Source organism: Jiangella rhizosphaerae (assembly GCF_003579925.1).
In the GTDB taxonomy this organism is placed as follows: Bacteria; Actinomycetota; Actinomycetes; order Jiangellales; family Jiangellaceae; genus Jiangella; species Jiangella rhizosphaerae.
Genome location: NZ_QUAL01000160.1, coordinates 1 through 12,724 on the forward strand (window position 1 = coordinate 1; position 12,724 = coordinate 12,724).

Genomic DNA, 12,724 nt, shown 5'->3' on the forward strand with positions numbered 1-12,724 from the left:
GGCGGGCGCGGGCTGCGCGGCGGGCGGCGTCACCGGCGGGGCGGGCGGGCGCACCTCGGGCCGCGGGTCTTGACGGGGCTCGCGGGTGGGCAGTGCCGCGCCGGTGGTGCCGTTGGTCAGCGGCTGCCGCCACGACTCGTCGGACCGGGCGCCGTGGTCGGTGGACACGTGGCGCTCGCCGGTGTCGGAGAGCCGGCGCTCGCCCGTCTCGGTGAGGCGCCGTTCACCGGTCTCGGTGAGCCGGCGCTCGCCGGTGTCGGCCGCCGAGTAGCGGGTCTCCGCCGTGATGGGCGGGATGCGCGTCTCACCGGTGTCGGGACGCAGCCGCGACTCCTCGGGGCTCGGCCAGGTGGGCCGTCCGGCGTCCATGGCGGGCGTGGCCTCGGCCGGGAAGCGGGTCTCGCTGGACCGCTCGTCGCGACGCGGGAGGCCGGAGGCGGTGGTCGAGGTGACCGGCAGCGATGGCGAGCTGTCGTCGCGGCGGAGCGGCGCGGGGCTGGGGTCGAGGCTCCACGAGTCGCCGAGGCCGGACTGCTGCGGCGTGGCCGGCTCGGCCGTCACCGGCGGGATGACGCCCTCGCTGGTGTCGAGCGGCGAGAGGATCAGGTGCGCCGGGAGGTCGACCTGCGCGGCCGTGCCGCCCTCGGGCACCGCCTCGAGCCGCACCTGGATGCCGTGCTTGGCGGCCAGGCGGGCGACCACGTAGAGGCCCAGGGTGCGGGAGGCGGCGACGTCGATGTCACCGACGTTGCGCAGCCGCTCGTTGAGCTCCTCGAGCTGGCCGGCGGGAATGCCCAGGCCGGAGTCGGTGACCTGCAGGCGCAGGCCGCCGCCGAGCAGCGGCTGGCTGGTCACCCGGACCGGCGTGGCCGGCGCGGAGAACTCGGTCGCGTTGTCGATGAGCTCGGCCAGCAGGTGGGCGATGTCGTCGACGGCGCCGGCGGCGATGAGGTCGGTCGGCATGACGCCGAACTTCACCCGCGGGTACTGCTCGACCTCGCCGACCGCGGTTCGGACGACGTCGAGGACGCCGGCCGCGCTGGTGTGCTTGCGCATCTCGTCGACGCCGGCGAGGACCAGGAGGCTCTCGGCGTGCCGGCGGACACGGGTGGCCATGTGGTCGATGCGGAACAGCGTGCTCAGCTGGTCGGGGTCGCGTTCGCGCTGCTCGAGGCCCTCGATCTCGCCGAGCTGACGGTCGACCAGCGACTGCGTGCGGCGGGAGAGGTTGACGACGATGGTGTCGAGGTTCTGCCGCAGCAGCGCCTGCTCCGCCGCGACCCGGACGGCCGTCGCGTGGACGTCGTTGAACGCCGTGGCGACCTGGCCGATCTCGTCGCGGCCCTCGGCATGGACGGCGTCGGGCAGGTTGCGCGCCACCACCGGGCCGTCCTTGTGCACCCGGTCGACCAGCGCCGGCAGCTGGGTCTGCGCGGTCTCGAGTGCCGACGCGCGCAGCCGGCGCAGCGGGCCGATGATCGACCGCGCCACGACGATGGCGAGGTAGACGGTGAGCGCCAGGACGGCGAGCACGCCGAGCGCGCTGAACAGCGCGGTCACGCGGGCGCTGTCGGTGCGCTCGGAGGCGAGCGCCAGAACGGTGTTGCCGGCCTCCTGCTGGATGTCACGCAGGACGTCGAGTCGATCCGTCGACGCCTGCCACCACTGCGCCTTGTCGATCCGCGGAGCGGCGAGACCGGCGATGTCGCTGCGGGCGTCGGTGAGCAGCGTGTTGGCGACGGTGATCTCGTTGGAGTAGATGCGGGCCTGTTCCGGGAGGCTGAGGGCGCGGAGGAACCGGCCGTCGAGCAGCAGCTCCTGCTCACCCTCCAGGAGGACGGCCTGGTCGCGCTGGGCCTGTGTCGGCGCCTGGTCGGGCTCCATGAAGTAGGCGACGATGCCGCGTTCGAGCGATGCCGACTCGACCGCCTGCGCGATGTCGGCCAGCGCCGAGATGCGGCGGGCCAGCGCGGGGTCATCGGTGCCCGCGGCGGAGGCCGTGGCGAGCCGCTGCAGGACCTCGGCGAAGCGGTGGTAGCCGTCGGTGCCGCCCTCGTTGAAGAGCGGGACGTCGGCATCGCGCTGGACGCGGTAGTTCACGTCGATCTCGGTGCCGCTGAGCCGCTCGACCTCGGTCTCGAAGTCGCGGACCGCGTCCTCGTAGCTGGCGCCGAGGTCGTCGCCGCGACGCTCGTCGATCTCATCGGACAGCGCCGCGAGGGCGGCGTCGGTGGTCTGGCGGGCGTTGTCGACGTCCGCGGCGTCGACCTCGGCGCCACCCCGGGCGAGACCGGTGATGTCGCGCTCGTCCTGGAGCGCCTGGAGGGCCTGCAGCGACACCATGCCGACCTCGGCCAGGCTCTCGGTGCGCGAGGCCGACGACGCCTCGTCGAGGGCGTTCTTGAAGAACAGCGTGCCGAGCACCAGCGTGCCCAGCAGCGGGAGGAGGACCAGTGCGGCGACCCGCGACCGGACGCTGCGGTCGTGCAGGAAGGACTGCCAGAACGACCGCGAGCGCTCGCCGTCGCCGGCCCCCTTCGTGCGACCGGACTTCACGGCTGGGCGCTCGTCTGCAGGGCGCAGGTTCGCGCGCGCCCGCTTCGTGGCGCCGTCGTTGCTACGGCGTCCTCGGGCGGTCCGCGTCATCGATGATCCTTCCTCTGTCGTCCCCCTTGGCCGCTCGACGATGAGCGACTCGGGCCCCTGGTGGCCGCCGTCGTGCTCCGGGACGCACACGCGCCGCTAGACGACGCTTGCTGCCCGGCAGCGTTCTGTCAATAGGCGACCGATGGGTGAAACACCTCAATCTGGCACACGATCCCACCGGAGCATGACGGAAATGGTAGACGAGCCACGTCAAACTGCCGCATCGCTGATGGGATTCTCATGCCCGTTCGGCCGATCGGGGCTCGTCCCAACGCCTGGCTCGGCTGGAAACGCGACGGAGCCGGCACCCCGAAGGGCGCCGGCTCCGGGCGGAACGTCAGCGCTCGATCTCTCCGCCACATGGGTCGAGATCTCGGCTTCGCTCGCTCAGCGCTCGATCTCTCCGCGGATGAACTGCTCGACCTTCTCGCGGCAGACGTCGTCGGAATACTGCTCCGGCGGCGACTTCATGAAGTAGGACGACGCGGAGAGGATCGGCCCGCCGACGCCGCGGTCCTGGGCGATCTTCGCCGCGCGGATGGCGTCGATGACGATGCCGGCCGAGTTCGGGGAGTCCCAGACCTCGAGCTTGTACTCCAGGCTCAGCGGGACGTCGCCGAAGTTGCGGCCCTCGAGCCGGATGAACGCCCACTTGCGGTCGTCCAGCCACGCGACGTAGTCGGACGGGCCGATGTGGACGTTGCGCGGCTCCAGGCCCTCGACCAGCTGCGACGTGACCGACTGCGTCTTGGAGATCTTCTTGGACTCCAGGCGCTCGCGCTCGAGCATGTTCTTGAAGTCCATGTTGCCGCCGACGTTGAGCTGGTAGGTCCGGTCGACGGTGACGCCGCGGTCCTCGAACAGCTTGGCCAGGACGCGGTGCGTGATGGTGGCGCCGATCTGCGACTTGATGTCGTCGCCGACGATCGGGACGCCCGCGGCGGTGAACTTGTCCGCCCACTCCTGGGTGCCGGCGATGAAGACCGGGAGGCAGTTGACGAACGCCACACCGGCGTCGATGGCGGCCTGCGCGTAGAACTTCGCGGCCTGCTCCGAGCCGACCGGCAGGTAGCAGACGAGCACGTCGACCTTGGCGGCCTTCAGCGCGGCGACGACGTCGACCGGCTCGCGCTCGTCCTCGACGATGGTCTCGCGGTAGTACTTGCCCAGGCCGTCCAGCGTGTGACCGCGCTGCACGACGACGCCCGTGGGCGGCACGTCGCAGATCTTGATGGTGTTGTTCTCGCTGGCGCCGATCGCGTCGGCGAGGTCCTGCCCGACCTTCTTCGCGTCGACGTCGAACGCGGCGACGAACTCGACGTCACGGACGTGGTAGTCGCCGAACTGAACGTGCATCAGGCCGGGGACCTTCGTCGCCGGGTCGGCGTCACGGTAATAGTGCACGCCCTGCACGAGCGAGGCGGCGCAGTTACCCACGCCGACGATGCCAACACGTACCGAGCTCATCGGCCGTTCTCTCCTTCGTTTCCGGTGGGGGGCGCCGGTGGCTCACCGGCCCCTGGGGTGGGCGAGGCGCCCGGTGGCCTGTCGATCGAGCGCTGTTCGGCGCTGATCAGGTCGTCGAGCCACTTGACCTCACGCTCGACCGACTCCAGGCCGTGCCGCTGGAGCTCCAGCGTGTAGGCGTCGAGCCGCTCACGGGTGCGCGACAGCGCCGAGCGGAACTGGTCGAGCTTCTCCTGCAGCCGGCTGCGCCGGCCGATGAGGATCCGCATGCGGGTATCGGCGTCGGCCCGCCCGAAGAACGCGAAGTGCACGCCGAAGTGCTCGTCGTCCCAGGCCGAGGGGCCGGTCTGGGTGAGCAGCTCGGCGAAGCGCTCCTTGCCCTCGGGGGTGAGCCGGTAGGCGATGCGGCCGCGGCGCCCGCTGCGATGCGGAGCCGCCGTCACCATGGTGTCGGCGGGCTCGTCCTCGGCCAGGTAGTTCTGGCGCACCATCGCCTTGAGGGTCGGATACAAGGTGCCGTACGAGAACGCTCGCCCCCACCCCAGCAGCGAGTTCACCCGCTTGCGCAGCTCGTAGCCGTGCAGCGGCGCATCGTGCAGCAGGCCCAGGATGGCCAGCTCCAGCGCCTCCGCGCGTTTGCCCACGAGGTACGCTCCCTTGCATCATTCTCAGATCGATGTATCGAACCGATACATCCATGCGATAGTTCAGGACGATAGAACGTCTTGGACGTGAACCGCAAGTGACCGGCGCCGTCGCGCCACCGCGCACGGCGTGGACCCCGCACATCGACGTGACGGGTGGGACGGCTGTGCCGTCACGCGCAGGTTTGAAACGTCCGAGGCGGGAGCAGGATTGGCGTGATCGAGCATGGAGCGTCGTAGGCTCTGCATGAATCCGGGGCGCCTCATCGCGCGCCTCGGACGGCCGATGCCCCCGAACCGACCAGGAAGTCCGTGACGAACCAAGGGCGACGCCGCGCGGGCGACCGCGCGCGCAGTGCCGCGTCCACGAACGCGGCCCCGAGAAGGTCCGTGTCCGCCGGCGCGGTGCCGTCGGCGACCCCGGAACGCGGCGGACGGCGATACGCGGCCGGCCGCAACGGCAAGAAGGGCGCCAAGGGCCGGCGCAGGGGCTGGCGCCGGTTCGTCTCCTGGAAGGCGTTCGGTCTCTACGCGCTCGGCATGATGCTGCTCGGCGTCGCCGGGGTCAGCATCGCCTACGCCATGACGGACATCCCCGAGGCCAACGCCTTCGCCCGGTCCGAGGCGACCATCGTCTACTGGAACGACGGTGAGACCGAGCTGGGCCGGTTCAGCGCCGAGAACCGCGAGACCGTCGACATCTCCGAGATCCCGCAGGCCTGTCAGGACGCCGTCGTGGCTGCCGAGGACCGCAGCTTCTACGAGAACAACGGCTTCGACCCGGTCGGCATGCTGCGCGCCGGCATCGGCTACGTCCGCAACAACGGGTCGACGGCGGCCGGCGGCGGCTCCACCATCACCCAGCAGTACGTCAAGAACTACTACCTGACCCAGGAGCAGACCCTCACCCGCAAGGTGCAGGAGCTGTTCATCTCGGTCAAGATCGACCAGCAGCTGGACAAGGACGACATCCTCGCGTCCTACCTCAACACCATCTGGTTCGGGCGCGGCGGCGTCTACGGCATCCAGACCGCGTCCCGCTCGTACTTCGGCGTGCCGGTGTCCGAGCTCGACACCGCCCAGTGCGCGGCGCTGGCCGGCATCCTGCGCTCGCCGTCGCGCTACGACCCCACGCTGGGTCCCGAGAACACCGAACGGTTCCAGCGGCGGTTCCAGTACGTCGTCGACGGCATGGTCGACATCGGCAAGCTCGACGCCGCGACCGCCGAGACCCTGGTACCTCCGGCCGTCGTGCCGGAGCAGAAGGCCAACCGCTACGGCGGGCCGAACGGCTATCTGCTGCAGCAGGTCCGCGACGAGCTGATCGACAACGGCTTCACCGAGGAGCAGATCGACACCGGCGGCCTGCGCGTCGTCACCACGTTCGACCCGAAGGCGCAGACCGCGGCGATCCAGGCCGTCGACGCCGAGCGGCCGAAGGAGCACGCCGACGGCGTACGGGTCGGCCTCGCGGCGGTCATCCCGGGCGATGGCGCCGTCGTCGCGATGTACGGCGGACCCGACGCCGTGCAGCAGCCGTTCAACGACGCCATCGACGCCTCCATCCAGGGCGGATCGACGGTGAAGCCGTTCACCCTCGCCGCCGCGCTGGAAAAGGGCATCTCGCTGGAGAGCCGCTACTCCGGCAACACGCTCACCGACCCGATCCTCGGCCCGCCGGTGCACAACCAGGCCGACAAGGAGTACGGCGAGGCCATCGACCTGGTCACCGCCACCGAGAACTCGATGAACACGGCGTTCGTCGACCTCGCCTTGGACATCGGGCCCGACGCCATCGTCGACGCCCAGCTGGCCGCCGGCCTGTCCTACGCGGCGGACGAGGAGGCGGACATGCGCCTGGACCCGCGCGTCACCATCGGCATCGGCCACGTCCGGCCCATCGACATGGCCGAGGCCTACGCCACACTCGCCGCGGGCGGCCGGCATGCCGACTGGTACACCGTCCGGTCGGTCACCGAGCCCGGCGGCAACGTCCCCTACCGCGTCGAGCCCGCGCCCGAGACCGTGCTCGATCCGGGCGTCGTCGCCGACACGACGTTCGCCCTCAGCCGGGTGGTCGAGAACGGCAGCGGCCGCGAGGCGCAGAACCTCGGCCGCCCTGCCGCGGGCAAGACCGGCACCCACGAGGACCTCACGGCGTGGTTCTCCGGCTACGTCCCGCAACTCTCCGCCAGCGTCGCGATCTTCCGCGGCGACGGCGAGACCGCCGGCACGGTCTCCCTCGACGGCGTCGACGGCATGGACACCTTCACCGGTGGTGCCTTCCCGGCCCGCATCTGGACCGCGTTCATGACCGGCGCGCTCGAGGGTATGGACGTCGAGGAGTTCCCCGAGCCCGCTGAGGTCGGCGAGGCGGTCAACCCGTCCCCGACGCCGACGCCCACCCCGACCGAGAGCCCGACCGAGGACGAGAACGGCGACAACGGCGGCGGCAACGGCAACGGCGACGGGAACGGTGACGGCGGCGGCGACGAGTCCGGCGACGGCGGTGGCGACGAGTCCGGCGACGGCGGCGGTGACGAGTCCGGCGACACCGGTGGTGACGAGTCCGGCGACACCGGTGGCGACGAGTCGGGCAGCGAGTGGTCCGGCGCCGACGGCGGTGGTGGCGACACCGGTGGCGATCCCACCGAGGAACCCACCGACGAACCGACGAGCGACGAGAACGGCAACGGCAACGCCAACGGCGGCGCCTGGGGTGACGCCGGCGGCGGCGACCGCTGACCGCGTGAGCCCCGGCCCTCGGCCACGGTGAGCGTTGACGCGACCGTGCCCGGTCCGACGACGGCTGACGGCTAGGCTGTCGACTCGTGTCCGTGACGCAGCAGGGCCGCGCGGGACCCGCCGCGCCCAGTCGTGAGGATCCCGTCGTCGCGGGCCTGAGCGAGGCGATCGGCGGGCCGTTCGGCCGCCGGGCGGCCGCGCCGCGGCGCTGGTGGGGCCCGGTCCGCATCGCGCTCCTGGTGGCGGTCGTCGTGCTGGCGCTCGGGCTGCTCGCCGACCAGCCGTGCCGCGCCGACGGCTGGGCCGACCGTGCGGACCGGTCGATGTGGACGTCCCTGTGCTACACCGACGTCGCGTTCCTGTACCGGGAGCGCGGCTTCGCCGACGGTCTGGTGGCCTACCGCGACAGCCTGCTGGAGTACCCGGTGCTGACCGGCGCGGTCATGCAGGCGACGGCGGTCGCGTCGGCCGCCCTGTACGACGCGTTCGGCGGTGGCGGCGGGCTCCCTCCGCAGATCGCGGAGAGCGTGATCTTCTTCGACCTCACCGCCGTGGTCATGGCGGTCGCCGCGCTCGGCGTGGTCGTCACGACGGCACGGACGGTGCCGCGCCGTCCATGGGACGGGCTGCTGGTGGCGGCCTCGCCGTTGCTGCTGCTCAGCGCCTACGTCAACTGGGACCTGCTGGCGGTGCTGGCGACGGCACTGGCGATGCTGGCGTGGTCGCGCGATCGGCCGGTGCTCGCCGGGGTGCTGATCGGGCTCGGCACCGCCACGAAGCTGTACCCGGTGCTGCTCCTCGGCGTGTTCGTGCTGGTGGCGCTGCGGTCGCCGGACCGGCGCGGTGCCCTGCGCGACGCCGCCGTGGCCGTCGCGGGCGCCGTCGTCGCGTGGTGCGCGGTGAACCTGCCGGTCGCGTGGTGGGCACCGACCGGCTGGCGCGAGTTCTTCACCTTCAACGCCGAACGCGCGGCCGACTTCGGCTCCACGTGGTTCGCGGTGGAGCTGCTGGCGCCCGGCCTGCTGCCCGCGTCCGTCGACGACCTCGTCATCGCGGCCGCGGCCGTGCTGCTGGTGCTCATCGCCGCGCTCGCGCTGACGGCACCCGTGCCACCCCGCCTCACGCAGCTCGCCTTCCTCGCCGTCGCCGCGTTCCTGCTGGTGAACAAGGTGTGGTCGCCGCAGTACTCGCTCTGGCTGCTGCCGCTGGCGGTGCTGGCCCGGCCCCGGGTCCGCGATCTGGCCGTCTGGCAGCTCGCCGAGGCGGCCTACTTCGTGCTCGTCTGGCGCTACCTGGCCACGCTCTACGACCCGGCGGCGCCACTGCTGTCGAACGACCAGTACGCGCTGGCCATCCTGCTGCGGATCGCAGGGCTGCTCTGGCTCGTTGTCATGGTCGTGCGCGACATCCGCCGACCCGAGGAGGACCCCGTCCGGCGGTTCCTGACGCCCGCGCCCGGTGCCGTCGCGCCCCGGCACCGTCGCCGGGAGGTGCCGGCATGACGGCGCGCACGCTGTCCGACCGGGTGCGGGCGGTCGACTACGACTCGCTGGGCATCTGGCTGGCCAGCCGGGTCTCGATGTGGGTGATCGCCGGAGCGACCGGCTGGATGTTCGTCGCCGAGGGCCAGGACGTCGTGCCCGCGCTGGACCGGTGGCACCAGTGGGACTTCTGGCACTACGCCGGCATCGCGATCCACGGCTACGGCGGCGAGCCCACCGGCGTGCCCAACGAGGCGTTCTTCCCGGGCTTCCCGGCGCTGCTGTGGCTCGGCGCCGAGCTGGGGCTGCGGCACGTCCTCGCCGGCCTGGTGGTGTCGCTGATCGCCGGCGCCGTCGCCGCCGTGGCGCTCGGCCGCATCGGCGAACTGGAGGGCGGCCAGCGCATCGGCCGCCTCACCGTCCTCGTGTGGGTGACGTCGCCGTCGGCGGTGTTCCTGGCCGCCCCGTACACCGAGTCGCTGTTCCTGGCGTGCGCGCTGCCCGCGTGGCTGGCGGCACGGCGACAGCACTGGCTGGCGGCCGGCGTGCTGACGGCGCTGTCGTGCACCGTGCGGGTCAGCGGCGTGTTCCTGGCGGCGGCCATCGCCGTCCAGTGGCTGACGACCCGCCGGGAGGCCGTCGAGCAGACCGGCCGGCCCTGGTGGTCCGGGCTGGGCTGGCTGTTCCTGCCCGCCCTGCCGCTGCTCGCGTGGTCGGCGTACCTGGAGTCCGAGACCGGCGACTGGCTCGCCTGGCTGAACGCGCAGGCCGAGGGCTGGGACCGCCACTTCACCTGGCCCTGGACGGCGTTCGACACCACCTGGCAGGCGGCGTTCGGCGGCACCCAGTCGCCCGGGTTCGCGTGGATGTTCCGCGCCGAGATCGTCGCCATGCTGGTCGGCGTCGTGCTGACGGCGGCACTGCTCTGGTGGCGTCGCTGGGGCGAGGCCACCTGGGTCGGCCTCCAGGTCATCGCCTTCGGCACGTCGACCTGGTTCTTCTCCGTGCCGCGGGCCACGCTGCTGTGGTGGCCCCTGTGGGTGACGATCGCCCTGCTGGCGGCCCGGCGGCGCTGGGTGCTGTGGGCGTACCTGGCGGTGTCGGTGCCGTTGATGTCAGTTTGGGCCGCCGCGTACCTGACCGGGCGCTGGGCCGGGTGAGCGCTCCGCGCTCTGCGGGCCGCCTGAGCGGCGGGGGATGCCGTCTCCGCCCGCCTCGCTCGTTCCTCGCTCGGACGCCCGAGCCTACTCCTGACGGCATCCCCGCCCACCGGCCTCGGTAGCTGACCGGCGCCGGCGCCGCCCGCGGGCTGTGTCGTCACCCGTGAAGGGGACTCCTCACTCGCCTGAGGACCGCACATCGTGCGTTCGGGTCCCCGGAACGGGTCCTGACGCGGGTGAGGCGTTGCCCGGGCGAGTGCCGACGACGCCGGACCTCCAGCGTCAACCATGGTCAAGAGCGAGTTGCTGTCGTTGGAGCAGCAGTAGGCCGTCCATGACGATGGTTCTCAACAGGTCGATCCAGTGCCTGGCTGCGCGGTAGGTCAGTCCCAGACCAGCTCGTCGAAGGTGGTCGTCGTGAAGCGGACTTCCACGTCGGCCTGGTCGCCGACGGCGGGTGGGGTCACGTCGTCGGGGAGCCAGATCATCGAGCACTGCATGTGGGGTGGTTCGGCGAACCAGCGTTGCTTGCCGGCGACGCGGAAGGGGGAGAGGGCCCGTCCGCCGGCCTCGAGGCCGCCGCGGGCCAGCGCCGTCGCCCGCTGCCGCAGCGTGCTCGCCGCCGTCGGGGCCTGCAGCGCGATGCCGTGCGCCGTCCCGCCCGCGACCACCACGACGGTGCCGTCGCGGCGGGCCCGGCGCTGCCGGTAGCCGTACCTCTCACCGCGCCTGACCCGGTGCACGTCGAGGACGGTCGTCTTGGGCGTCAGGCCGGAGCGGTCGCCGAGCCAGAGCGCCGTCGCGACGCGCAGCCGCACGTCCGCGGATGTCGCGCCGCCCACCGTCGCGGCCTGGGCGGCGGTGAGGTGGCTGACCCAGACCGTGCGGGCCGCCGCCGGCATGGCCTCGAACGCCTGCCGGGCCAGCGTCGTCGCCTCGGCCGTGTGGTCGCCGGCCAGCGGCAGGTGCAGCGCGAACCCCTCGAACCGCACGTCGTCGAGGAGCTTCGCCGTCTCGGCCAGCTCACCGGGGGCGATGCCGTGCCGCCGCATGCTGGTCAGGATCTCGACGACCACCCGCGGCCGGGCGGCTCCGGCGGCCAGCTGCCGCAGGTCCTCCAGCCGCGAGACGGTGTGCACGACGCGGTCGTCGCCGAGCGCGCCGGCCAGCCAGGGCCGCCACGGCGACAGCACCAGCGTGTCGCCGCCGAACGCGCCGGTGGCGGCGGAGACCTCCTCGTAGGTGCCGACGGCGAGCGTGGCCACCCCGAGCCGAGCCGCCTCGGCCGCCAGCACGGCGTTGCCGAAGCCGTAGCCGTTGCCCTTGGTGACGGGGACGACGGTGACGCCCGCGTCGCTCGCGTCCTGGACGTAGTGGCGCACCCGGCCACGCCACTGGCCGGCGGCGATGCGCAGAGTCAGGGACACCGTGGTCAGCTCCGGCGCTTCATGTACAGGTCGAAGGCGGAGTAGAGGACCCGCGAGATGGGCAGGTCCCACTCCCCGAGGTACTCGACCGCCTGCCCGCCGGTGCCCAGCTTGAAGCGGATGAGGCCTGCGTGGGGGTCGTCCTCGGACAGGGTGTCGGTGATGCCGCGCAGGTCGTAGACGGAACAGCCCTCGGAGAGCGCGTCCTGCATCATCCGCCACTGGATCGCGTTGGAGCCGCGCACGTCGCGCTTGGCCGTCGTCGAGGCGCCGTAGGAGTACCAGGCGTGCGTGCCGACGCGCGTCATCGTGGTGGCGGCGACGAGGTCGCCCTCGTGGTGCGCGAGGTAGAGCCGCAGCCGCTCCGGGGCTTCAGCAGTCATGGCCGCCCACATGCCCTCGAAGTAGGCGAGCGGCCGGGGCGTGAAGCCGTCGCGCTGGGCGGTCTCGGCGTAGACGCGGTGGAAGTCGGGCAGGTCGGCGGCGGTGCCGAGCGAGACGACGACGCCGGCCTTGTCGGCCTTCTTGATGTTGCGCCGCCACAGCTGGTTGAAGCCCTTGAGGACGTCGTCGGCGTCGCGGCCCTCGAGTGGCAGCTGGAACACGTGCCGCGGCTGGCCGGCGGCGAACCCGTCGGTGTCGGCGGGCGGGCGCCAGCCCAGCGCCGTCAGCTGCTCGGCCAGTGCGGTGCCGATGGCGGTGGTCTCGTCGGCCGGCACGTCGCGCAGCCGGGTGACGGCGGGGTCGGCCAGGGCGTTCTTGAGGGTGGCGTTGTCCCAGCGGCGGGTCACCACCGGGGGCCCCATGCGCAGGCCGAACGCGCCCTGCGACTTGACGTGCTCGGCCAGCGGGGCGAGCCAGCGGTGCAGGTCGCCGGCGGCCGCGGCGCCGTCCCAGTCGATGCTCGGACCCTCGGGGACGTAGGCGAGGTAGCGGCGGATGCGCGGCGCCTTGCGGTACAGCACCAGCGCCGCGCCGACCAGCTTGTCGCCGTCGAACCAGCCGACGGAGCGGGACCGCCAGTCACGCTTGACCACGCCCCACGCCGGCGTCTGGAGGAAGCTGACCGAAGGCCGCTCGGCGATCGCGGCGAGATGCTGCTCGCTCGTGATCTCTCGGACGGCGAGGGCGGGGGAGCGTGTCACGGGGCGAGG

At 72.4% G+C, this 12,724-nt stretch carries 8 protein-coding genes; 3 read left to right on the forward strand and 5 right to left on the reverse strand.

Annotated features, from left to right (window positions below):
• The 3 genes from DY240_RS16775 to DY240_RS16785 all read right to left on the reverse strand — a co-directional run.
• Positions 1-2,646, reverse strand: a 2,646-nt coding sequence (locus DY240_RS16775) for a sensor histidine kinase (RefSeq protein ID WP_147375367.1), incomplete at its 3' end; no start/stop codon positions are given.
• Positions 2,647-3,033: 387 nt separating this feature from the next.
• The gene (locus tag DY240_RS16780) at positions 3,034-4,113 is read right to left on the reverse strand and encodes an inositol-3-phosphate synthase (RefSeq protein WP_119660994.1); all 1,080 of its coding nucleotides are present in this window, start codon (positions 4,111-4,113) and stop codon (positions 3,034-3,036) included.
• Positions 4,110-4,757, reverse strand: coding sequence for a PadR family transcriptional regulator (locus tag DY240_RS16785; RefSeq protein ID WP_119660995.1), 648 nt, complete (start codon positions 4,755-4,757; stop codon positions 4,110-4,112). Before DY240_RS16785 ends, DY240_RS16780 begins: the two co-directional genes overlap by 4 nt.
• 390 nt (positions 4,758-5,147) lie before the next feature.
• Between DY240_RS16785 and DY240_RS16790 the strand changes: the two genes are divergently transcribed.
• From DY240_RS16790 to DY240_RS16800, 3 genes are all read left to right on the forward strand, one after another.
• Positions 5,148-7,502, forward strand: coding sequence for a transglycosylase domain-containing protein (locus DY240_RS16790; protein WP_119660996.1), 2,355 nt, complete (start codon positions 5,148-5,150; stop codon positions 7,500-7,502).
• Between the two features lie 86 nt (positions 7,503-7,588).
• Positions 7,589-9,004, forward strand: coding sequence for a glycosyltransferase family 87 protein (locus tag DY240_RS16795; protein ID WP_119660997.1), 1,416 nt, complete (start codon positions 7,589-7,591; stop codon positions 9,002-9,004).
• Positions 9,001-10,143, forward strand: a complete 1,143-nt coding sequence (locus tag DY240_RS16800) for a mannosyltransferase family protein (RefSeq protein WP_119660998.1) — start codon at positions 9,001-9,003, stop codon at positions 10,141-10,143. The genes DY240_RS16795 and DY240_RS16800 overlap by 4 nt, the downstream gene beginning before the upstream one ends.
• A gap of 383 nt (positions 10,144-10,526) precedes the next feature.
• On the opposite strand, the gene DY240_RS16805 is transcribed toward DY240_RS16800, so the two are convergent.
• Complete coding sequence (locus DY240_RS16805) at positions 10,527-11,570, reverse strand: alanine racemase (protein WP_119660999.1); 1,044 nt, start codon at positions 11,568-11,570, stop codon at positions 10,527-10,529.
• A 5-nt stretch (positions 11,571-11,575) separates the two neighbouring features.
• Positions 11,576-12,715, reverse strand: coding sequence for a lipid II:glycine glycyltransferase FemX (locus DY240_RS16810; RefSeq protein WP_119661000.1), 1,140 nt, complete (start codon positions 12,713-12,715; stop codon positions 11,576-11,578).
• Positions 12,716-12,724 lie beyond the last annotated feature (9 nt).

Bases quoted from the DNA above. Each gene is read 5' to 3' on its own strand.
- DY240_RS16780 (WP_119660994.1), bottom strand. From the start codon at position 4,113: ATGAGCTCGGTACGTGTTGGCATCGTCGGCGTGGGTAACTGCGCCGCC.
- DY240_RS16800 (WP_119660998.1), top strand. From the start codon at position 9,001: ATGACGGCGCGCACGCTGTCCGACCGGGTGCGGGCGGTCGACTACGAC.